General features: G+C 37.1%; 24 protein-coding genes. 7 read left to right on the top strand and 17 right to left on the bottom strand.

The window, feature by feature from the left end; all coding sequences use genetic code 11:
• Nucleotides 1–75: 75 nt before the first annotated feature.
• Nucleotides 76–804, bottom strand: a complete 729-nt coding sequence (locus ACG72T_RS03140) for a GntR family transcriptional regulator (protein WP_395264559.1) — start codon at nucleotides 802–804, stop codon at nucleotides 76–78.
• Between the two features lie 141 nt (nucleotides 805–945).
• Nucleotides 946–1,935 (bottom strand): choloylglycine hydrolase family protein, encoded by a 990-nt coding sequence (locus ACG72T_RS03135; protein ID WP_395264558.1) that lies wholly within the window; start codon nucleotides 1,933–1,935, stop codon nucleotides 946–948.
• A 162-nt stretch (nucleotides 1,936–2,097) separates the two neighbouring features.
• On the opposite strand from ACG72T_RS03135, the gene ACG72T_RS03130 reads away from it, so the two are divergent.
• Nucleotides 2,098–3,042 carry a Dyp-type peroxidase gene (locus ACG72T_RS03130; RefSeq protein WP_395264557.1) on the top strand — a complete coding sequence of 315 codons (945 nt, stop codon included), beginning with the start codon at nucleotides 2,098–2,100 and terminating at the stop codon, nucleotides 3,040–3,042.
• A 179-nt stretch (nucleotides 3,043–3,221) separates the two neighbouring features.
• On the opposite strand, the gene ACG72T_RS03125 is transcribed toward ACG72T_RS03130, so the two are convergent.
• Together ACG72T_RS03125 and ACG72T_RS03120 are read right to left on the bottom strand one after the other, a co-directional pair.
• Entirely contained in the window at nucleotides 3,222–3,395 is a 174-nt protein-coding gene (locus tag ACG72T_RS03125) for a hypothetical protein (RefSeq protein ID WP_395264556.1), read from the bottom strand.
• Nucleotides 3,396–3,458: 63 nt separating this feature from the next.
• Nucleotides 3,459–3,611, bottom strand: a complete 153-nt coding sequence (locus ACG72T_RS03120; RefSeq protein ID WP_395264555.1) for a DUF6095 family protein — start codon at nucleotides 3,609–3,611, stop codon at nucleotides 3,459–3,461.
• Between the two features lie 186 nt (nucleotides 3,612–3,797).
• On the opposite strand from ACG72T_RS03120, the gene ACG72T_RS03115 reads away from it, so the two are divergent.
• From ACG72T_RS03115 to ACG72T_RS03105, 3 genes are all read left to right on the top strand, one after another.
• On the top strand, nucleotides 3,798–4,907 hold the full coding sequence (locus tag ACG72T_RS03115; protein ID WP_395264553.1) for an SLC13 family permease: 1,110 nt from the start codon (nucleotides 3,798–3,800) through the stop codon (nucleotides 4,905–4,907).
• Nucleotides 4,908–5,244: 337 nt separating this feature from the next.
• A complete protein-coding gene (locus ACG72T_RS03110) occupies nucleotides 5,245–5,445 on the top strand; it encodes a hypothetical protein (RefSeq protein WP_395264551.1) in 201 nt (66 codons plus the stop codon).
• 734 nt (nucleotides 5,446–6,179) lie between these two features.
• The gene (locus ACG72T_RS03105) at nucleotides 6,180–6,482 is read left to right on the top strand and encodes a hypothetical protein (RefSeq protein WP_395264550.1); all 303 of its coding nucleotides are present in this window, start codon (nucleotides 6,180–6,182) and stop codon (nucleotides 6,480–6,482) included.
• A 165-nt stretch (nucleotides 6,483–6,647) separates the two neighbouring features.
• On the opposite strand, the gene ACG72T_RS03100 is transcribed toward ACG72T_RS03105, so the two are convergent.
• The 10 genes from ACG72T_RS03100 to ACG72T_RS03055 form a co-directional block, all read right to left on the bottom strand.
• Nucleotides 6,648–7,214, bottom strand: coding sequence for a ClbS/DfsB family four-helix bundle protein (locus ACG72T_RS03100; protein ID WP_395264549.1), 567 nt, complete (start codon nucleotides 7,212–7,214; stop codon nucleotides 6,648–6,650).
• 192 nt (nucleotides 7,215–7,406) lie between these two features.
• On the bottom strand, nucleotides 7,407–8,831 hold the full coding sequence (locus ACG72T_RS03095; RefSeq protein WP_395264548.1) for a C69 family dipeptidase: 1,425 nt from the start codon (nucleotides 8,829–8,831) through the stop codon (nucleotides 7,407–7,409).
• Between the two features lie 30 nt (nucleotides 8,832–8,861).
• Nucleotides 8,862–9,728, bottom strand: a complete 867-nt coding sequence (sdaAA, locus tag ACG72T_RS03090; RefSeq protein WP_395264547.1) for an L-serine ammonia-lyase, iron-sulfur-dependent, subunit alpha — start codon at nucleotides 9,726–9,728, stop codon at nucleotides 8,862–8,864.
• A gap of 12 nt (nucleotides 9,729–9,740) precedes the next feature.
• Nucleotides 9,741–10,412 (bottom strand): L-serine ammonia-lyase, iron-sulfur-dependent subunit beta, encoded by a 672-nt coding sequence (sdaAB, locus tag ACG72T_RS03085; RefSeq protein ID WP_395264546.1) that lies wholly within the window; start codon nucleotides 10,410–10,412, stop codon nucleotides 9,741–9,743.
• Nucleotides 10,413–10,550: 138 nt separating this feature from the next.
• Nucleotides 10,551–11,981 carry a C69 family dipeptidase gene (locus tag ACG72T_RS03080; protein ID WP_395264545.1) on the bottom strand — a complete coding sequence of 477 codons (1,431 nt, stop codon included), beginning with the start codon at nucleotides 11,979–11,981 and terminating at the stop codon, nucleotides 10,551–10,553.
• Nucleotides 11,982–12,015: 34 nt separating this feature from the next.
• Entirely contained in the window at nucleotides 12,016–12,354 is a 339-nt protein-coding gene (locus ACG72T_RS03075) for a PqqD family peptide modification chaperone (protein ID WP_395264766.1), read from the bottom strand.
• 34 nt (nucleotides 12,355–12,388) lie between these two features.
• Nucleotides 12,389–14,302, bottom strand: coding sequence for an OPT/YSL family transporter (locus ACG72T_RS03070; protein ID WP_395264544.1), 1,914 nt, complete (start codon nucleotides 14,300–14,302; stop codon nucleotides 12,389–12,391).
• Nucleotides 14,303–14,682: 380 nt separating this feature from the next.
• Nucleotides 14,683–14,847: a hypothetical protein gene (locus tag ACG72T_RS03065; protein ID WP_395264543.1), complete on the bottom strand. Its 165-nt coding sequence runs from the start codon at nucleotides 14,845–14,847 to the stop codon at nucleotides 14,683–14,685.
• Between the two features lie 2 nt (nucleotides 14,848–14,849).
• On the bottom strand, nucleotides 14,850–16,196 hold the full coding sequence (locus ACG72T_RS03060; protein WP_395264542.1) for a PTS sugar transporter subunit IIC: 1,347 nt from the start codon (nucleotides 16,194–16,196) through the stop codon (nucleotides 14,850–14,852).
• A gap of 27 nt (nucleotides 16,197–16,223) precedes the next feature.
• Complete coding sequence (locus ACG72T_RS03055) at nucleotides 16,224–17,606, bottom strand: glycoside hydrolase family 1 protein (RefSeq protein WP_395264541.1); 1,383 nt, start codon at nucleotides 17,604–17,606, stop codon at nucleotides 16,224–16,226.
• Between the two features lie 162 nt (nucleotides 17,607–17,768).
• Between ACG72T_RS03055 and ACG72T_RS03050 the strand changes: the two genes are divergently transcribed.
• Nucleotides 17,769–18,494 (top strand): GntR family transcriptional regulator, encoded by a 726-nt coding sequence (locus tag ACG72T_RS03050; protein ID WP_395264540.1) that lies wholly within the window; start codon nucleotides 17,769–17,771, stop codon nucleotides 18,492–18,494.
• Nucleotides 18,495–18,545: 51 nt separating this feature from the next.
• Here the strand turns inward: ACG72T_RS03050 and ACG72T_RS03045 are convergent, their stop codons facing one another.
• Nucleotides 18,546–19,568: an LCP family protein gene (locus ACG72T_RS03045; RefSeq protein ID WP_395264538.1), complete on the bottom strand. Its 1,023-nt coding sequence runs from the start codon at nucleotides 19,566–19,568 to the stop codon at nucleotides 18,546–18,548.
• A gap of 228 nt (nucleotides 19,569–19,796) precedes the next feature.
• Between ACG72T_RS03045 and ACG72T_RS03040 the strand changes: the two genes are divergently transcribed.
• Together ACG72T_RS03040 and ACG72T_RS03035 are read left to right on the top strand one after the other, a co-directional pair.
• The gene (locus ACG72T_RS03040) at nucleotides 19,797–20,288 is read left to right on the top strand and encodes a cysteine hydrolase family protein (RefSeq protein ID WP_395264536.1); all 492 of its coding nucleotides are present in this window, start codon (nucleotides 19,797–19,799) and stop codon (nucleotides 20,286–20,288) included.
• 84 nt (nucleotides 20,289–20,372) lie between these two features.
• Nucleotides 20,373–20,543: a hypothetical protein gene (locus ACG72T_RS03035; RefSeq protein ID WP_395264535.1), complete on the top strand. Its 171-nt coding sequence runs from the start codon at nucleotides 20,373–20,375 to the stop codon at nucleotides 20,541–20,543.
• Between the two features lie 116 nt (nucleotides 20,544–20,659).
• Here the strand turns inward: ACG72T_RS03035 and ACG72T_RS03030 are convergent, their stop codons facing one another.
• Together ACG72T_RS03030 and ACG72T_RS03025 are read right to left on the bottom strand one after the other, a co-directional pair.
• A complete protein-coding gene (locus ACG72T_RS03030; RefSeq protein ID WP_395264534.1) occupies nucleotides 20,660–21,496 on the bottom strand; it encodes a metallophosphoesterase family protein in 837 nt (278 codons plus the stop codon).
• The gene (locus ACG72T_RS03025; RefSeq protein ID WP_395264533.1) at nucleotides 21,489–22,580 is read right to left on the bottom strand and encodes an ABC transporter ATP-binding protein; all 1,092 of its coding nucleotides are present in this window, start codon (nucleotides 22,578–22,580) and stop codon (nucleotides 21,489–21,491) included. The genes ACG72T_RS03030 and ACG72T_RS03025 overlap by 8 nt, the downstream gene beginning before the upstream one ends.
• Between the last annotated feature and the right edge of the window lies 1 nt (nucleotide 22,581).

Here is a 22,581-nt window from a genome sequence, read left to right as displayed (position 1 = left end):
CATGCATATAATAACGGGAATATTGTTAAAAGTCAACCATTTAATAAAGTGGTGCGTTCCAATTATTGAAAACTCTTACTTACTTGCTAAATCAACAAATGAATCATATTTGAAATATTTATAATGTAGCTTCATTGTCGAGAATTCAAATGGGGTTCCATCATCTAGGAAGAAAATTCCTTCCATCAAACCAACTGGTTCATTGTCAGCTAAATTCAAGAGCTGCTTGCTTTCAGTATCTGAAGGTTCAGCCGCAATCGTCAAATAAGTTTTGTTGACTTCTTTTCCCAACTCTGATTCTACATAATTAAAGATAGATTCGGAAGCAATTTGTTCAGACAACTCGGGAGCTAACTTGATGGGAATATATCCAGTTTCGATCATAAAAGGGACGTCATCCAGCAGCCGCAAACGTTTAAAGGCATAAACGAACTCTGAAGGTTTTAAGAACAAATTGTCTTGCAGATCCTTGTCAGGGTGAACGACATCAAAACTCAATACTTGAACACCTGGCTTTTGACCATTAGCGTTGAAGCTGTCAGTGATGCCAAGATTTTTGCCACTATAATTAAATGATGAACCTTGCTTTAAATAGAGTGGATTAACAAAGGTGCCTGAACCTCTTTTTTTAAAAATAATCCCTTGATCGGCCATCAATCCTAGAGCACGTTTAATCGAGCTACGGCTAACGCTATAACTTTCAGCTAAAGACCTTTCGTCTGGCAAGCGCATATCCGCAAATTCGCCAGCATCGATTGCTTGTTTCAGTGATGTGATAATTTTTTGATAAACTAAATCAGCCATTATTCTTCCTCGTTTCATAAATTGGGACGAACCAATTACCTACTTGGTAATTATCTCTCTATTCTGGTATATCTTATAACAGAATCAAATTAGATACCAAAAAAATAGTGGTACCTTATCTTAGGCACCACTATTGGTTTATTAATTTAAAGCTGTAACTGCTTGGTCTAAAGCCACTTTGAATTCTTTTGGTTCTTTTTGGTTTTTGATCAAATCATCTGTCATCTTTGTTGCATAAACAGTGCGATTACCATAAGGAACAAAGTACATCACTTTGTTAGTCAAATCGAGTACTGTTTGATATTGCGTATAGCTAGGCTTGCCATCTTCCTTGATGTTGACGCCACGAGGAATAGTTACACTGTCCAACATGTGCAAAATCGTATTGACAGCTTGTTTAGCATCTTTAGGAGTTTCCGTCACATTACGAATGAAGGCCGTTCTAACAAAACGATCAACTGCTGTGAAACCACCAGGTAATCTGAAAGTACCGTTAGATCCTTGAGGAATTACTTCTTCATCCCCAAATTTCTTAGCGTCAAAGCCAGTTGTCTGTGTACCTAAATAATTAGAAAGATTCATCTTGTGCCAATCATAATCTGGTGTATTAGTCATCACACCAACTTTATCTTCTTCAAGCACCAAACCATTGCCTTCTGGTTCAAGAATATAAGTTGCCCCAGTAGCATCACTAAAAATAAAATGTAGCGGTTGATTTTCTCCCATTACTCCGGCATCAGATTCAATCAGGCGTACATCTTTTAAATTTTGACGCAATTCTTCGATATTCTTATTATTACCCAACGCCCAGAGAATGAATTCTTCAGCTACTAGATTCATCTTGCCTTCAGTTGGCTGTTCATCATATTTAGCTGCGTTGGCAAAATAAAGCTCGGCAGCTGACAAACCATACTCGTTGAAACCATCGGCTACCATATAGTTGTTACCATATTTAGCCCCTGTTCCCATGATGGCATAATCAGTTGTATAAGCTTTTTGATCAAACGAGGATATCCACTTATAGTTCTCTGGCAAAAAAGTAGGTTGACCGTTTAATTCAAAGGCAAAATCCATCGTTCTTGCCAAAAATTTGGAGCCATCTAAAGCTCCCAGACTAAGACTCGTGCACATAAATTGTACTTCCTTTCAAAGTTTCCCATTGTTAACTATAATTTTAATTATTCTCTAAATTTGAATCATAATCAAGAATTTTTGTTTACAGATTTTAATTATAAAATAATTCTCGTTATGTGATACAGTAAATGTATAAACAGATATGCTGGAGGAAAATTCATGACTGTAGACATTAAAAAAGCCCAAGACGTTTATAAAGACGCCGGTGAAAGTGTTGTCTTTGCAACCTTGATGTTGAATCGTTTGGACCAAAAGAGTGAAAAAGAAGCCATTGCTGACTTCTCTGATTTATCAAATTCAATTATTAATAGCATGCGTATCCGTGATCCTGAAGCTCAAGCTCATATCGCCTGGGGTTTTGGATCGGATGCTTGGGATTATCTTTTCCCCGATGCCCCCAAACCTAAGCAATTAGATACCTTTAAAGAGATCAAAGGGCCTAAGTACACTGCTGTTTCTACTCCTGGAGATATCTTCATTCATGTGCGGGCAAAAAATATGGCCGTCTGTTATGAATTGATGGATCAATTTATGGGTATTTTGCGCCCTATTACTTCAGTAGAAGACGAGACCCATGGTTTCAGATACTTAGAGGGCCGCGCTATCATTGGTTTTATTGATGGAACCGAAAATCCTGCCGGAGTCGAATCCATGGATTACACTTTAATTGATGAAGATCAAGACCCTGAATTCGTCAACGGCTCATATGCCTTTGCCCAAAAATACAATCACAACATGGACGCTTGGAAGGCTCTGTCAACAGATGATCAAGAGCGTGCCATCGGACGTCACAAATTCTCAGATCGTGAATTGGAAGACGATGAAAAACTACCTAATGCCCACAATGTCGTTTCTAAAGATATGAAAGATGACGTTGAACACAAAATTGTTAGAATGAACGTACCTTTTTCTGACCCAGCTAAGAACTTGACTGGAACTTATTTCATTGCTTATACCAAAGACTTCTCTATTACTGAAAGAATGCTGGAGGGAATGTTTACTAAGAGTGACCGCCTACTAGATTTCAGTACACCTGTCAGCGGAACATTATTCTTCATTCCTTCCAAAGATACTTTGGACAAAATCGTTGATGGTGTTTATTAGATGTTTCTTGTGAAACAATTGTTTCATGATTTAAAAAGAACGTACGCTCTGAAATTCAGAGAGTACGTTCTTTTAATTTAAGTTTATTTTTAAAGGTTTTGAACCCACTTGCCGTGACAAATAATAAAGCTGAAACAAAAAACATCTTAACAACTTTTTTCATTTTCAACAGGCCTAACTTATTTATTTAATCTCCATAAATCTTTGACAAACATAAGCGATATTATAACCATTAAAAAGCCTGAAACGGCTAAAAAAACTCTTCCCACAATAAAGCTAGGATCAACTGTCATCTCGACAATACTAACTATCATGGAAACTAATACCAATAGAGATGTACGCTTAAATATCATAGCAATCCCCTCCACTCATTGACTAGGAAGATTATACCAAGTTTCGATAATTTTGTACTACTATTATTTTGGAAAGATAACAAATATCGCTGCAAAAAAGATAACGACACCAATCGTAAGCGTTAAATAATAGATCAATTCTTGTTTAGCTTTAAAGGATACACTGATGATGGCAATTCCTAAGATGAACATTAAGATAGAAATAATTACATTCATTTATAACTCTCCCTTGTGTTGCTATTTATTATACATAGGTTACAATACATTAGTCTCTTTATATAAAAAAATCTAAAAAAAATTACTTTGAAAAATTAATTTGGTCTTTTTTGTATAATTATCTTTTTTAACCACACTTTTATCTTTATACTAGAATAAGTACTTCTTATTTGTAGGGGAAACGTAATGGCTGTATTAAAACGTGTATTTTCAGATAAGGTGTTATGGATTGCTGGTGCCGCAGCGATTTTGACATCGATCTTCATTAGTCCGCCACAAATGGCAGATATTAATTGGAAGACATTAGCATCGATTTTATCTATGATGATTATAATCCAAATTTACGATTATTTGGATTTCTTAAAGTATTATGCGGCATACATGATCCACAAAGCTAGTACCACTAGGCAAATGATGTTTATGTTAGCGTCACTAGCCTTTTTCGGAGCTATGTTTTTAACGAACGATGTGACAATTTTAACTTTAGTTCCTCTGTTCTATCAACTATCCAAACATATAAAAATTAATCCGATTTTTCCTGTAATAATTATCGCCATGGCCGCCAACTTGGGTAGTATCTTTACTCCATTTGGCAATACTCACAATTTGTTCTTGCTGTCGCATTTTAATTTAGGTATCAAACAATTCTTTATTATGTCGACTCCCATTACAATCGTGACCTTCATCGCGGTCTTTCTAATTACTAGATTCTTTCCTAAAGATCCGATTCAACTGACGGAATTGCCTGCTGTTGAATTAAATATTCCTAGCTTATCGTTGACTGTAGCGGTAACTATCATTATCTTCCTAGGAATCTTTTCAGTTATCCCTATGTGGGGTTCATTGATTGCAGCAATTTTGTTAGTGATTTTCATTAATCCTCGTATTCTTAAGTCAGTTGATTATTCGATTGTTTTAATTTTTATGTGTTTTTTCATTGCTGTCGGCAATATCAATCGTGAACCAGCGATTGTTAATAACTTACATCAATTTTTGCAAACAAGAACTAGCACTTATTTAACTTCAATCATTACTAGTCAATTTATCAGTAACGTACCTACGACAATCTTAGTTTCCAAGTTCTCAAAGTACGTTCACGCCATCTTCTTAGGTACCAATATCGGTGGTTTGGGTACTGTGGTTGGATCATTAGCTAATTTATTAGCTTTTAAACAATATCGCTTCTTCTTCAAGAAAGATCCAGACAAATATTTGCTCTACTTTACAATTATTAACTTCACGATGTTAATAATTATCGGTACCATCGGCTTCTTCCTAATTGATTTTGGACTTTAAAAAGCTGATATCATTGACACTTGATCAATCAAAGATCCCAGTAGATCAACCATGCTTGATGGTTAATTCTACTGGGATCTTTTACTTTTCTATAAGCAGTAAATATTCTTTGCATTCATTAATTACAATATTTTCAAAAACGCCAATCAAGAATTCACTTGAAGTGCAAGACAAAATTGAATAATCAATTTTAAAGAATTTAGGGATGATATAAATAGACCTTAACGTTTAAGATTCTTAAATGTCATTACAGGATATTTTCCTAGTTTCTTCTTTTATAAGAGATATACTAAATGTAATTATAAATTTTAAACGCATTAATCATATGGAGGGTATAATGTCTCTTTTAAAAAAATATAACTTTAACAAAAAATTTTATAAAACGCTTCAATTTTGGATTGGAATATTGTTTATACCTGGTTGTATAAATGATTTATTCCTTCATCATGACTTCTCTCTCGCGTCTTGGGGGACTCTGCTGGTTACCTTTATGCTTTTATTTGATGCTTTTCTTCAAAAAGAAAAACAACATGGATAAATATAAAGATTTATATATATGTGGAAAATAGTTGGTTTAAAAGATACCGATTTTACTTTGCTTTCCACTATTGGTTTTAACTCGCTAAGAATTATCAAGAATAACTGGTGGAAAGAAGAAAATGGGTACTGCTGAATAGTTATATAATTTCAGTAATACCATTGAATGGGATTTAAGTTATTATCATTAGCAATGGGGCTGTGACAAAACTATCTCTGAATCATAAAAGTTCGATGTGGATTTGAAAAAATTTCACATCGAATTTTTTTGTTCTCTAAAAATACAAATAAAAAAGAGTCTAAGCTTTATCGTGTTGGTAGATTAATTCTACTGACACGATAAAGCTTAGACCCATAAAAATCTCATTCATCAGCTTTTATTTTTTGGGACTTATGTCACGTCCTCTTTTCATATATTTATTGCTTTATTTACGTGGCATCGGTTCAAATAATCCATAGAATTGAGATTTATCAGTAAAGTTTCCTCTATTCATTCCATTATATCCGGCTTTTTTACTAACGTCCCCTAATTCAATCAATAGACGATCCTGATCCCTTGATAAATGTACCCTGCCGAACCCTTCAGTATAGATATAATTAACCATTCTATTTAGCAAGGACGAAGATTGATATGGATGAGACATCTATTATTTTAAATGTATATTCTTTTTTAAAATAAAACGTTTACATTGTACTAACTTGGGTAGATAATAAATAAAAAGGGGTTGAATGATCATGAAATTATTAACTAGTTTAGCCATCAATGCATTAGGTATCCTCGTCTTATTAATTCCGCTATGGTTAGTCAGTCGTAAAAATACTTCTATCTCCATGCGGCCTTTTTCTTCGGGCTTTTATACTTACGCTTGGAAATTTGAGACTAATAAACTGAAGCTATTGAACAGTCAAGTCTACGCCAAAGGGGCAGAAATCGGGACTCCTCAAGGGGATCGTTTTAAAATCAATGATATTAAAAAGACCGCCTACTTATTAGGTTTACAGGAACGTTTTGACTTCACCACTGAAAAGATAAGTTAAAAAGAGTCTGGAAAATAACTATTTTTATCTTTAATATCGATGGAACAAAAGCACATATTTTTGTGCTTAATTCAAATAGAGCGGCAACTCAAAATCGAGTTGCCGCTCTATTGCATTAATGCTCGGAAGCTAAACTATTTTTTGCTTGCTTCGCTTATTTGTCTATTAGGAATTAACCGTTTTTTTATCACGCAGATTGAAGTTCTTCCACTTTCTAACTTGTCTGCTGTAATTATTAAATGGTGAAACGGCATTGATGCGGATCCACTTAGCAACGGGCCACATTGCTTTAGTTGTAGCCCACTTGCGTTGACCAGGATTGAATAATTCATCATGGGACATTTCTTTGATCCATGAAATCAATTCGTTAACGGTACTACCCAGTTCTTCTTTTTCATTTTGCAAACCTTCAGAGCCATACTTGATATTGAAATCATGATAGAGCTGTTGCATTTGATCCCACTTGTAACCTGGGGTTGGAGTTGTTATCTTTGCTCCACCTGCTTCGGCTCTTTCCCATGATAAGATCATATTGATCCAACCAACTTGATATGAAAGCATCTCTCTAGGTGTTTTATCCACCTGCTCGATTCTTTCATCAGCAACCTCATCGCTGATACCCTCATATTCACCAATGAATTTATGATAACTCTCTCTGATTTGGTCTATCAATTCTTCTGAATTTTTATATACCTGCATGCCTTCGCTACCTTTCATTGATTTTATTCCCAATCTGGGAAACTCCCAATATCTATTATAGGCTTGAAGTTGTCATCTGACTAAAAAAAAGCTCATGATATAGCCAATTTGTTGTTGGAAAACGTTTTATTTATGTTATATTAATTGGTTATACAAAAAAATGGAGCTTTTTAGACAATGAAAAATGCCTAAGAAACTCCATTTTTTCTCAAAATTTAACAGCTATTAAAGATTTGGGTCCATTTTAAAAGTTAATTTACTCAATTCAGTTCCTTGCGTGATCAAGTCACCGAGATGTTCACGTGTTTTTTCATTAAAGTATTTTGCAATTTGGTGATTCTGTTGTGTTAAATAATCGGTTAAAGCTTGGCCTGACATATTAGCAGTCGCTTTATCGACGGCCGCTATCTTTTGTCTAGCCCAGATCGACAGTTCTTTTTGATAATCTAGATTAACTTGGGCAAACTCGCTGTAATGGCTCTCGACAATCATTGAAAGACTTTCATACAACCAATAAGAGCTCTTCAAATCCAATTTCTTTGGTACATAACTGTATGACTCATCAATGTCGTCAGCATTAGTAAAGAAAGGCACATAAGGCGTAAAACTAGGAATTCCTAGTGCCTTCCATTCGATCGCATTAGCAGGGAACTTTTGGGCATCCCGTAATTGTAAAATGTGGGAATTGGCCGTCCTGGACAAAGAAATAGCCCGATAACGTTGCTTTTCTTCGACAGTGCCACTCCCAAGCGGATCAAACGGCGTTTCGTTGTAGTGCGAGGCTAAAATATATTGAATATCTTCGACAGCAATCTTATGTTCTGGTTTTCTCAAAAAAGGTAGATCACTAGCTTCAGGATCTTGTTTTACCGAAGGATTGAGCACTTTTTGACCGTACCATACTCGCGGTGTGTTGTAATGACGATCTTGTTTAGTACTCGTTCCAAAAATATGACGGAAATTCCAAGTGTTGTCATCAGGGTTAAGATCATGCTCTGCAACAAATTCTTGAATTCCTGGTGACCATTGATAATTGGCAGGATCATTAAAATCAATCGTTTCGATTCCAATTTGATTGGCAGCGACCGCATAACAATCATCTGGAATTCTGATTGCCACCCAATGGTGTCCAGTCGCTATTTCCATATACCAAATTTCATTTTGATCAAAGAACTCCACTCCATTACTTTCAGTGGAACCATATTTAGCAATCAAATCGCCTAAATATTTAACCCCTTGGCGAGCTGAGTCGATGTAGGGCAAAACTAGTGTTGTTATTGAATCTTCTGCCACCCCGTTTTCAATCAAAGGATCGTATGCCAAAACTAACTCATTGGCAACGACGCTCTCGGTAGCGCTCAACCCCACATTCTGCTCATTGATACCGTCTTCCTCGTACCATCCCTCAGTTTGATCAGCATCAGGCGAAGCAGTGTAGCGATAACCGTTTTCTGGCAATTCAACACTTAACTTATTGTAAGGTGACGTGTAAGTCTCGTGGCGGTCTTTAACCGCTGGCACAACGATAAAACGTTTAGGCCAGTTAGCCACAAAATTATCTTCGTTCCGAGCAATATAATTAACCCCATCGATGGCGGCTTTCTTACCGACCATAATAGATGTACAGGCCATATGTTTTTGATTTCTCATCGTAAACTCCCCTCATAGACAAAACACTACTTAGTCTCCAAAAATCTCTTTCTTTAGTTTCAAAGCTGTTGGTGTCGTTGCCAGACCACCTTCTGCCGTCTCTTTAAAGATTGAAGGCATCTGTTGACCAACCTTATGCATTGCTTCAACCACTTCATCAACTGGAATTACACTCTTGATTCCAGCCAAAGCCATATCTGCTGAAATCATCGCCTGTGAGGAACCTAAAGCATTACGTTTGACACAAGGAACTTCAACTAAGCCTGCGACAGGATCACAGACTAAGCCCATCATATTTTGAAGCGTGATTGAGATAGCCTCTGCTGCCTGTTGAGCTGTACCACCTTTGGCACAAACTAAAGCAGCTGATGCCATTGCAGCAGCTGAACCAACTTCAGCCTGACAGCCACCTTCAGCTCCAGCAATCGAAGAGTTATTGGCAATTACTAATCCAAACGCACCGGCAGTAAAGAGGAAGTCTACTTGTTGGTCACGAGTTAAATGGAGTCGGTCACGATTAGCAACCAAAACACCAGCCAATACACCCGCACTACCAGCAGTCGGTGTAGCACAGATCAAGCCCATTTTAGCGTTGACTTCATTTACGGCCACAGCATTGCGAACTGCCTCAAGGATAGGCTCACCACTCAAAAAATCACCTTTTTTGAGATACTCGTCCATTAATTTGGCATCTCCACCAGTGAGACCAGTAACTGATTTAACACCAGCGACTCCTTCTTCAATCGACTTTTCCATAACCTCTAAGTTACGTTCCATCTGTTGGCGAATAAATTCTTTACTGCGCTGAGTATTTTCCATTTCTGTTTGAACCATTAAATCGGCGACTGAATCATAATCAGCACTTTTTTCGACTAATTCTTTAATTGTATAGAACATTTTTCAATCCCCTTATTCAAAATACGTCGCATTATCAACATTTGGTAAAGCTTTCAATCTAGCTAAGATTTCTGGACGATCACGACGCTCATCAACTTCGATAATCATAATCGCTTTTTCACCCTTAGCCGCTCTAGTAACAGTCATCGTACCGATATTGATCTTAAATTGGGAAAAAACATCGGTAACTTTTGCGATCATCCCGGCAATATCTTGATGAACAGTAATATAAGTTGGCGTTCCCAAACTCAACGACATCTTGAAACCATTGATTTCAGAGATTTGAATATTTCCTCCACCAATAGAAATTCCGGTAACTGATAATTCATGATCACCCTTCACTAAATTAATCTTAGCCGTATTAGGGTGATCAACTTTGTCACTCTTAGGAACAAAAGCAACTTTGATTCCTTGATCATAAGCAATCTTCAAAGAGTCGGCCAAATGCTCATCATCAGGCTCCATCCCTAACAAACCACCGACAATAGCAACATCAGTTCCATGACCACGGTACGTCTTAGCAAAAGATTCATACAAGTCGATAGTTATTTTGTCAGGCTGCTCGCCAAAAATATCATGCACGACTTTACCAATTCTAGCTGCACCAGCTGTATGCGAACTGCTTGGTCCTACCATGACTGGACCAATAATATCAAAGACACTTTTAAAACGAATATCCTTCATAATCAATACCTCGTGACTTTTTTCATTAACTAAATTTTACAATTAATAGATATTAAAATCATTATTATTTTCAGATAATAAAAGACCTAGCAATCAAAATTTGATCACTAGGCCCTCCTGTTTCCTAAGTTTTTTTAATTAAAGATTTGGATCCATCTTGAAAGTCAATTTGCTCAATTCAGTACCTTGAGTAACTAAGTCTGCCAAATGTGCCATTGTCTCTTCATTGTAGTGTTTTACAATCTCATGGTTTTGTTCTGTAAGGTAATCTGTCAAAGCATCGCCTGACATTGTAACAGCCTTCTTGTCAACTTCAGCAATCTTTCTGCGTGCCCATTCTGACAAAGCTTTTTGATAGTCTAGGTTAGGTTCGACGAATTCCTTGTAGTGTGACTCAACTACCATTGCCAAAGCTTCATACATCCAATAGGCACTCTTTAAGTCCATCTTTTCTGGAGTGTAGCTGTATGATTCATCAATGTCATTAGCATTAGTAAAGAATGGTACTTGTGGACAGAAGCTAGGAATACCAAAGCCAGTCCATTCAACACCAGCAGCTCCATTCTTATCTGAATCTCTCATTTGAAGGATATGGGAGTTGGCTGTACGTGATAGTGAAATAGCACGATAAGTCTTCTTGTCATGTTCACTGCCGCTACCAAGTGGATCATATTTTGTTTCATTGTAGTGTGACTTCAAAATATATTGAATGTCTTCCACAGCAATCTTGTGGTCTGGTTTTCTGATAAATGGCAGCTCAGCTGATTCTGGGTCTTGTGTGTCATCAGATGGGTTCAAATAACGTTGGGCAAACCATACACGAGGTGTGTTGTAGTGATGATCTTTTTCAGTATCTGTACCAAAGATATGACGGAAATCCCAACGATCAAAATCAGGGTTTAAGTCATGTTCGGAAACAAATTCTTGGATACCATCAGCCCACATGTAGTTGTCAGGATCGTTAAAATCAATATCTTGGATAGCTACTTGGTTAGCAGCGACTGCATAACAATCATCGGGGATACGTACAGCTACCCATTGATGTCCAGTTACGACTTCCATATACCAAACTTCATTCTTGTCGTTGAATTGAAGTCCATTACCTTCAGCTGAACCATATTTAGCAACCAATTTACCTAAGTATTCAACTCCATGACGAGCTGAATCGATATATGGCAAAACTAAAGTTGCAAGCGAGTCTTCAGCTAGTCCATTCTTAACGTATGGATCAAAGGCAAGAACTTTTTCATTGGCATAAACACTTTCAGTTGCACTCATACCAACGTTCTTTTCGTTAAATCCATCTTCTTCATTAGGACCGGTACTTTGATCGGCATCAAGTGTCGATGTATAACGATAGCCGCTTTCTGGATAAGGTGCTGTCATTTGATTATATGGTGAAGTATATGTTTCGTGACGTCCTGAAACTGCAGGTTGTACAATGATCCGTTTTCTGTAGATAGCATTGAGACGGTCTTCATTTCTGGAAATATAAGTTGCTCCGTCCATTGAAGCCTTCTTACCTACCATGATTGATGTACAAGCTGATAATTCGATACGATCTGTCATTTTAATATCCCCCATTAATTTATTTTTATAATACCTATGATACACGTTCAATTAGATGATCAACATTCTCAATTTGTTGTAAAAACAAAATTAATCTCGTATAGCGATATTGGTCAGTATCTGGGAATTTTTCGGCCAGTTCCTTACCAATTTCGTAGGCATTACGATGACCATTGACCTTAGTAAAGACGTAACTGCCATACTCGTCTAATTCCAAATAAGTTTTCTCAGGAATTCTGACATGCAGCTTCCGGAAAAACTTCTGAATCGGATGATCTTGTTCACGCACGATGGTAATGATACCGGCTTTTCTTTCAAAAGTTACTGCCGGATTCTTTTTAAAAACCATCTTCTTTAAATCTGCTTCAGTCAATTGTGGACGTTTTGCCATTTTTATCGCCCCTTAATTATTTTGTTTCTTTTTTAATATTTAATAATGGAATAATAATGCTTACTACTAGGACTGCCAAGAGGATCAAGCCCATTTCATTGCTGCCGGCAAAGCCGGATGGCATCTTGCCACTCAAGACACCAGTTACGTGCAAGATAATACCAATCAAACCAATAATTGAACCACCAGCGATTAAACCAGATGAAAGACTGACACCACTTTGCACACGTCTGTCCTTGAGTTCATTATCTGCCGTAACTTTTTCGATCAATAGTTTGATCAAAGCACCGACTAAGATAATTGAAGTCGTGGAAATTGGTAGATAGAATCCTAAAGCAACCGTCATAATTGATAAACCTAACATCCAACAAACGATGGCCATAACGACACCGATGATGATCATGATCCAAGGCAAATTTCCAGACATGATACCGGTCGTCAATGTAGCAATCAAGTTAGCTTGAGGCATACCAAATGGTGGATTTGAACCTGTAATTTTAAGTTGAGGTTCAAGGATTACTGTAGTACCAACTACAACAATGACACCAATCATGGCAGCAATCATGAAGTATCTCATCATTTCATTCTTGTTACCACCGATAATATAGTTAACCTTTTGTGTCTGCATGTAGGCACCACCAACAGAAATAGCTGTAACGATGAAGACACCGAATAGTAATAGTGTTTGATTATGTGCATTGCTAGTCCAGCCACAAATGACAAAGACTAAAGTCATAATAACTAATGAAGCAATTGTCATACCGGAAACTGGAGCGTTAGAACAGCCAATCGTACCAGCTAAACGTGCTGAAACGATAACGAATAATAGAGCTAAAATCAAAGCTAAAATACCACCAACAAAGGCCATGGCGATATTGCCAGAAATAAAGAAACCAACAACGAAGATAGCGATAACAGCGATAACTAAAGACCAAATACCTAGCATATTGCGATCGTCACCACCACTGTTTCTGGCATTAAGAGTTTTCTTAATTGAAGTAACGATAACTGGAATCAATTTAACCGCACCAACGATACCACCACAGAGCATCATCCCGGCACCGATATATTTCGAATAAGAACCGGCAACTTGGTCGACACCCATCTGGTTAACCGCGATGGAAACATCATTCCAGTCTTTAGCATGATTCCCAGCCATTTGCGTAAAATTAGCAATCAATGGCGTAATAGCAAAGTTAGAAAGAATCGACCCAGCAAACATCGTTAAAGCAACATCTAGCCCGACTACGAAACCAATTCCGGCTAACATTGGATTAACTTCGGTCGACATCTTCCAACGATAAAACGAGTTACCGATGTAGGTGATCGTACTATTGACCCAGCCAAATACTTGCGTCGTCAAAAGTGTCAAAATACCACCGATTCCAAAACCGATCCCCATAAATTTCAGAGAATCACCACCAGCTTCAGAAGCAACTAAGGCTTCCGAGATAGCCATTGATTCTGGATATACCAGCCTGCCATGCTCTTCAACAACCAAATAGTTTTGAACTAAGGAGGCCGTCCCAATTGCAAAGAGTACCGCTAAGGCTCCGACAAAAACCCCAGAGATAAAATTGACGCGTCCACCAATGATAATAATTGCAGGTAGAACATAAATCATCCCACTGGCAATGGATTCACCACCACTGGACATTCCTTGCATGAGATTTTTTCCCAGGATACCTTTCTTCTTGGCAAAAGCCGCAATCAAACCAGAACCAATAATTGACCCTGGAATACCAGCAGCAACCGTCAATCCAGCCTTCATTCCTGAATAAGCTGTCGAAGCGGCAAAGATAACTGCCAAGATGGCACCCATAATCATGACCACAGAATTGCCGCCATGATTATCTTGATCAGTCACATACGGTACATATTTTTCTCCAGATATGCCACCGTAAGCTGACTTAGATAAACTTTTCTTCATCTAAAACATCCCCTAACTTATAAAGTGGTTCGTTTCGCTCAAGAAATAATTATCATTTTCTCCTTTGTTTGATTTCATTTTTATGGTAACGCTTACAGACATTTAAAACAACCAAATTTTGTGATTAAAATCACATTTTCTTTAAATAAAGTCACAGAATTGCCAACGTGTGTAGGTTTTGTGAACATGTGTATACACATGGTTAACAGTGGAAACTGATATAAGTGCGTATCCCTCCATTCTAAGGTTCATTATATAAATCATATAAAAGCTTTATTTTGATAAGATGGAATTTACTTAATAACCTTGCCCACTATGGATTATAGAAGCTTTACTTTCATATAACAAAAAAATCCCACAAATTAATGTGAGATTTTTCATCATTTTTTCTTATTAGTAGCCAACTTGTTTCTTAACTCAACGATAAACAAAATAGCTACAACAAAGGTACTGACAGTCGTAAGATTTAAGCCAAAATTCACTAGATCGAATAATCCTAAGAGGATCAAAGCAGCTACCGCTAAATAACTAAACCAAATTTTCATAATTAGGCTTTAGCTTCTTCACGGTGCATTTCAGCTTGTTTTGCGGCTACACGTTCACTGATCTTCATGAATGGTAGATACAAAGCAACACCGACTGCCAAAATTATGACTTGTAGTACGACTGAACGCCAATCACCTGCAGTTGATAGATATGGTCCAATCAGTGGAGGTGTGGTCCATGGAACTAAGACGACGGTTCTTGAAACCCAGCCGAACAAGGTTGCATAGTAACCCATCAAAGCACCAATCACTGGGAACAAGACGAATGGAATCATCATAGGTAGGTTGAAGACAATTGGATAACCAAAGATCATAGGTTCATTGATATTGAAAATACCAGGTGCCAATGAAAGTTTTGCCACGTCTCGACTAGACTTAACTTTACTGAATAATAGAATAGCAATAATTAATGAAATAGTTGAACCAGAACCACCAACTAGTACGTAGTTTGAAACGAATGAAGTTGTGATGATGTTAGGAATAGCTGCATGATGAGCATAAGCTAACATATTCTGATTCATGTTGATCAAAACAAGTGGGTCCATCAAAGAACCTGAAATAACAGTTTGGTGAATACCCAAAGTAAAGAGGAAGTTAGCACAGAAGTAAATGACACAGAAACCGACGATACTTGTGTTGAAACCTCTGAGTGGTTCTTGAATCCAATTCTTGATCAAATTGATCAAATCGGCATTGAATAGACCTGATAGTAATGCAGCAATCAATGCAAAGAGTGACATCAAAATCAAAGCAGGAATCAAAACACTGAATGATTGACTGACTGCAGGTGGAACATTTTCACCCAAATTAATTTGTAACTTTTTAATTCCGGCTAGTTTGATAAAAATGGCTGTGGCAACCAAACCAACGATAATACCACCGAACATACCTTGTGTACCGGTATTTAAATAACTCATACCACCAGTAACAGTATGCATCGTTTTCCCATTTAGACCGGTTAAAGAAATTTGACCTGGCATCATGATAAAGAGTGAAGCCAAAGCCATTGCGGCTGCAGCAATAGGATTATTAAAGCCTTTATTACGAGCCAACATGTAACCGATCATTGGTGCAACCAAAACACCAGCGACATTTAAAGTACCATTTGCGATGGCATTACCAAAGACTTGAACTTTAGCCAATGTGGCACCCTTGAATAGCCAAACAAAAACTGTGTTATTTAACAGTGTTCCTAATCCAGCAATAATGAACACTGGTAAGATAACCGCGAAAGCATCACGAAGTGACCTTAGATAAACCCAATTACCAACAGTCACTGAAACTTTAGTGAACTTGTCAAGAAATGAACTATGTTCTAGTTTTTCTGACGTTGTTTCATTACTTTCCATAATTTCGCCCCCAAAATATCTTTTAGATTATTTCAAATCTGATAAATCTGCACCATTAGTAGCGATAACATGTTGCAACCACCAATAGCTCTTCTTTGGTACACGTTTCATATCCTTCAAATCATGGTTGGTACGGTTGACATAAACCGTTCCATAACGTTTATCCATATTTCCGCTGGAACTTGGAATATCGATCAATCCCCAGCCAAGATATCCAAGCACTTTAACCCCATCTTTGAAAATGGCATCTTTCATAGCTTGAATATGTTCGCGATGATACTCGATCCGTTCGTTGTCTTGAATTTCATTACCATCGAATTTCTCACGCAAACCGATACCATTCTCAATCGGAAACATAGGTACGCTATATTCGTTATAAACTTTTGTCAAAACATCTCTAAATCCTAATGGATCAATTTGCCAACCGAATTCGGATGCCTTGAGATAAGGATTCTTTTCGTTTCCTTTATCAAGATAATAATTAGGAATTGTACCTTCTGGAACTGCTTTGGAATTAATGGTGTCGCTTCTATAATAGCTAAATGCAATAAAATCAGATGAAACCTTAACCAAAGTATCCGAATCTTCCTCACGATAATCCATATCGATTGCACGATTCTTGACAAAAGTCATAACTTCATTTGAATAACGACCATAAACAAACACATCCAAGAGATCATTATTCATGAATTCATTGATCTGGCGTGCATAAAGAATATCTTTTGGATCAGATGTTGCTGGATAAACTTCACTATAAGCTAACATTCCTCCAATCAGGCAATCAGTCTGGTCATGAATATAATTTGCTACTCCGGCATGTACCAGCATAACGTGATGACTTATTTGATACAATTCATCGACCGTCTTGTCACCAGTCAAGTACCCTGCAATTCGGAATGCTTCACTAGAATGATATAGATTTTGCTCGTTGAAAGTGATCCAGTATTTTACTCGATCACCGAAACGTTTAACCATTTCCCGGCCGTAACGAACAAAAGCGTCGACCACATGTCGAGACAAGAAGCCGTTGTATTCCTCAGCTAAATGCAGCGGCATATCGAAGTGATATAGACAAATCATTGGCGTTATATTGCGTTTCAACAAAGCGTCAATCAAATCACTGTAAAATTGAATGCCTTCTTCATTGAACTCACCATCGCCTTGCGGATTGACTCGGCTCCAAGAAATTTGAAAACGATAAAAATTCATCCCTTGTTGTGCCATCAGATCAAAATCCTCGTTGTAACGATGATACTCATCAATCGCATCATGCCAATCAGAACTATTCTCTGTAGCAGGTCGAATATCATAAACCGACTTGCCCTTACCTCCAAGATCATAGGCTCCTTCAGTTTGCATGCTCGAAGTGGAGTTACCCCAAAAGAAATTCTCTGGTAATTTTTCTGTCATATCCACCTTCCTCTCTGTTGTTTATTTTTGAATACGCTTTCAGTATAGACTCACTTTCGAGATATGTGAATATTTATTTTTATAAAAGTATATGCTTTTATTCCCAACAATTATTTCTTTTTAATGATAAAATAGCAGTAATAAGTTGGGGAGATTGGAACAATGGCCTATAAATACAAAGAAGTAGCGGATCAAATTCGTACACAAATTCAAAATGGTATCTATGCTCCAGGTGAATTATTGCCAGACCAAAATCAAATTGCCAAAGTTTTTTCAACCACACGGATCACTGTTCATAAGGCGTTACAGTTATTGATGGTTGAAGGAATGATCTATTCGAAGCGAGGTTCAGGAACCTACGTTAGAAAAGATTATAATCAGGCCGAACATGACAGCGAGTATGGTAAAGTTTCACCTATCGATAAACCTCTAGGGGCAACCATGACCAATCAGGGTAAAAAAGTTACCAGTAAAGTACTTGAATTATCCGCTCGAATTCCTACCAAGGATGAAGCTGACAAACTGTTGATTCCAGAAACTGAGCCCGTCTACGTTATTCGGAGGATTCGTTTCGTCAATGGTGTCGTCTTTGCTTCAGAACACACCGTCATGCCGACCTCAATCACAACTCTGACTACGGATATCTTGGAAGGTTCAATCTATGGACATTTACAAGAAGCCGGCTTACACATTGAAGGTTCTCACCGTATCATCAGCGCTGATACCGCTAAACCAACTGATGTCGAAAATGGACTAGCTGAGAAAATCGGTGAACCCGTTTTAGTTATCAATCAGTTGAGTTACCTCGATGACGGCCAGCCTTTCGAAATTTCCGAATCTCGTTTCCCTTATAAGACAAGTAAACTAACCGCCGACATAACGCTATAACAGCAAAAAACACCCGCTGATTCCTTAGATGAATCAACGGGTGTTTTGAGTTTAATAAGTGGTATTAGTATAGTACATCGTATCTAACCCATAAGTATCATAATCTGTATTTTCAGGGTCACTGAAAAATGTTTCATTCTTAGCATTGAGCTTAGTTTCAGTATTATCCAAAGTTTGCTTAGTTAAATGAAGATTGTCACGTAGCTTATCGGATGCCTTTTGCATGGTAGCTGTTGGCAAAACTTGATAAGAACTTCCATTGATCCAAGCAGTTTGTCCTTGCAGTTGATTGAAATTCATTGACTTAGAAGTATTATGATACTTCAAGACAATCTGATCAATTTCTGAAGTAGTCAGATCAGTGTTGATATCGTTGCCTAAATCTTTGATCAAACTAGGAATTTTAACAATATACTTCGGTTGTTCCATCTTTTTGACTACAGCTTTAAGAATCTGCTGCTGACGAATCTGGCGGCCATAGTCTCCACGGGGATCTTGATAGCGCATCCGTGCATATGTCAAAGCCTCTTTACCGTTCAAATGATGGGTTCCCTTAGGTACCGTCACTCCATCAAAGGACACATCCATCGGACTAGTTATCGTCACCCCTCCTACAAAGTCAACCGTCTTTTTCAAAGCTTCCATGTTAATTGCTACATGATAATCGACTGGTACTCCTAATAAACTGCCAACCGTGCTCTTAGCCATCTTGGACAATCCAATATTATAAGCTGCATTGATCTTTTGAACATTCTTAGGAGTATCTCCGACCATTTCTGCCAAAGAATCACGGGGAATCGAATAAGCCACCATCTTTTTCTTTTGAGGATTGAGCGTCAGTAGCATCATTGTATCAGAATTACCCCGGTCAACTCGTCCATCAGTTCCCGTATCGGCTCCTAATAACAGAATCGAAAAAGGTTTACCTTGATCAATTTTTTTGGACACACTAGCTTTATTTGTATTCAAAGCCTTCAAAGACTGCTGGGTTCGATAAATAAAGATTCCACCAACAGCTAAAAAGACAACTAAAATTAGACCAATTATTAAAGAAATTATTTTAAATTTTTTCATTATTATTTCCTACATTTTGTTAGAAATAATTATAAAACTAATTTTGTCTTACTCGCAAATAATTTGGTAATAAGTCTTCAAGATGTAAATAACTGTATTTATATGAACGTGACTTGTGCTTCAACAACCGAGACAGCTATTTTGTTAAATAGACAAAATGTACATTAAAAATTGAAAGTGATATTCTTAACGTCAAAAAGTTGTAAATAATAATTAGGAGGATTAATCATGGCACAACTAGCTGATACTTTAATCGTAATTGATCTCCAAAACGCCTTACAAGATTGTTATGACTTCAATAATTTGATTGAAAAAACTAATCTACGCATTCAGTCCTATCGAAAAGAAAATCGACCAATCATTTTTATCCAACACCATGACCAAGACTTAATCAAAGGGAGTGAGGATTGGCAACTTTTTGACGGATTAGATTTTAAAAAATCAGATTTGTTCAGTGAAAAAGCTCATGCCAATGCCTTCTATCACACTGATTTGCAACAAATTCTTCAAAGCCACAATCTGCAAGCTTTGGAAATCTGCGGCGCTCAAACTAATTATTGTTGTAACGCTACGATCATCATGGCACATGGTTTAGGATACAAGATCACCATGGGACATAACATGACGACCACGACTGATAACGATTATCTGGATACCACCTCAACTATTTCCTTTTTTGAAAATATTTGGAATCATCGATTCCTCAGTTTTGTAGAATAATAGCCTCAAGGTGCGCAAATATACTGCAATTATTGATAGAATATTATGTAAGATTCATGTATATGAAACGAGGGAAATTATATTATGTTTATTATTTTAGGATTAGCCTTAACTGTTTTAGCAATCTTGGCTATCGTTGGTTTCATTAGCAATTCAAAAACTTTTGGCACAAAGATAATATCTAGTAAATTGAGTTGGTATATCACAGCCTTGGTAATCGGTCTATTGATGATTGCTTATGGTATCTTCTTCTAAAATAGCTTTCGACTGATATTTTATGTGCCCCTAGAGTTAACTAAACTTTAGGGGTATTTTTGCGACTAAAAAAGACTACCTTTCACTATGGAAATAGTGGCAAGTAGTCTTAATGATTAATTAAAAACATCCTCATCTACAAATTCAGTATCTTCTACATCAACGTGACTAATCACTTCATTACTTTGATAAATACATTTGGTCTCTACACCAACATTTCCATCATCGATAGTAATCACGTCATAGTAAGTGGCATCGTAAACATAATGGATCTTATCGTTATCGCAGTTGATATGATAAGCGCTTGAATCAGCCGAATGCAGTAAAATATTGTCTCTTTCAAAAGACGTTTCAAAATGAATATGCCCTGAAAAGATAGCCTTCACCGAGGTATCCTTGACGACGCGCATCAAATCTTCTCCATCTTGTAAAATGCTGTATCTCATCTGATGAATTGCTGGTCCGTCAATTGGATGATGCAAGAAAATTACCGCATCATGTTTACTATTCATCAAATTATCTTCTAACCAGCTCAATTGTTGCTGGCCAATATAGCCTTGTTCATAATCGTGAAATTTGCTATCAAGAAAGTACAAGTCAGTTTTGCCAGCAGTAATTGAGTAATAATATTTACCTTGCGGCTCGCTTTTCAAATAACCAGAAAAGAAAGCTTTGCTCCTATCATGATTCCCCATGATAACTTGGAAGGGAACCTCTAAAAAGTCCTGATATTCTTGAATTATTTTAGCTAGTCTTTGATAATCTTGCTCATTTCCTTCATGAATCAAATCGCCCGTTATAACGATCAAATCAGGTTTATTTGGCATCTTAGCGATAGATTGAACGATGTTATCTAGCTTTTGATAGGGACTAACTTTTTGGTTATTAGCGTCAACGGCTCCTTGTGGCGTTAAGTGAGTATCAGTGATCTGGATAATTTTAAGTTTACTCATTGTTCCCCCAATATAAGTTCTCTTTTGTCTTCGTATCAAACAAAATCGATGATTTTTGATCAATTGTGATAAATACTTGTTCATTCAAAGTATAGGAATTCTCAGTCACTATGGCTTTCACATTTTTACCACTTTCCATTCTCAAAAGCAGCTGATTGAAGCGCCCGTAGTCAACGATTTCTTCGACGGTGGTAGCAATACTATAGTCGTTCATTTTTACTTTGGAACAATTCAAATGCTCTGGCCGTACGCCTAATAAATAATCTTGATAAGGCAAGTTATCGTTGGTTACTTGTAAGATGGTCTGACCATTTAAAATCAAGTTTTCTTCATCCAAACTAACATCTATGACATTTATTTGCGGTGTGCCAATGAACTGCGCTACAAACAAATTAGTCGGATGATTATAAATATTCTCCGGCTTATCGATCATCTGAATAATACCTTGATTCATCACGGCAATTCTGTCGCCAAGCGCCATCGCTTCTAGTTGATCATGTGTTACATAAACGATCGTTTGATGATTATTCTCATGTAAGTTTTGAATTTCATCCCTGGCCTTTTCCCGCAATTGCACATCAATATTGGAAAGAGGTTCATCCAAAAGAAAGATCTTACTCTTTTTAACCATACCTCGACCGACCGCCACCCGTTGTTTTTGACCACCAGATAATTGGGCCGGCAGTCTATCTTGATAATCTTCTAAGTTCAAAGTTTTCAAAGCTTTATCAATTGTAGTCTTTCGTTGTTGAGCTGGAACCTTATGAACTTTGAGCGCATATTCCAGATTTTGATAAACTGTCATGTTTGGGTACAGCGCATAATCTTGAAATACCATTGCGATCGTACTGCCATCGTTTTTAATTGAATCAAGACTCTGACCATCAATTTCGAGCTTTCCAGAAGTCGGTTTTTCTAAACCGGCGATCATTCTTAAAGTCGTCGATTTACCACAACCTGAGGGACCTAGTAAAACTAAAAATTCACCCGCTTTTATTTTAAGATCCATATTATTGATAATTTTCGTATTCTTGAATTGTTTACAAACACCAGTTAACTCAATTGTTGCATTATTCTCATTCATT

Origin of the sequence: Companilactobacillus sp. FL22-1 (assembly GCF_043951805.1) — a bacterium.
Taxonomy (GTDB): domain Bacteria; phylum Bacillota; class Bacilli; order Lactobacillales; family Lactobacillaceae; genus Companilactobacillus.
This window is presented reverse-complemented; position numbering and strand designations above follow the sequence as displayed.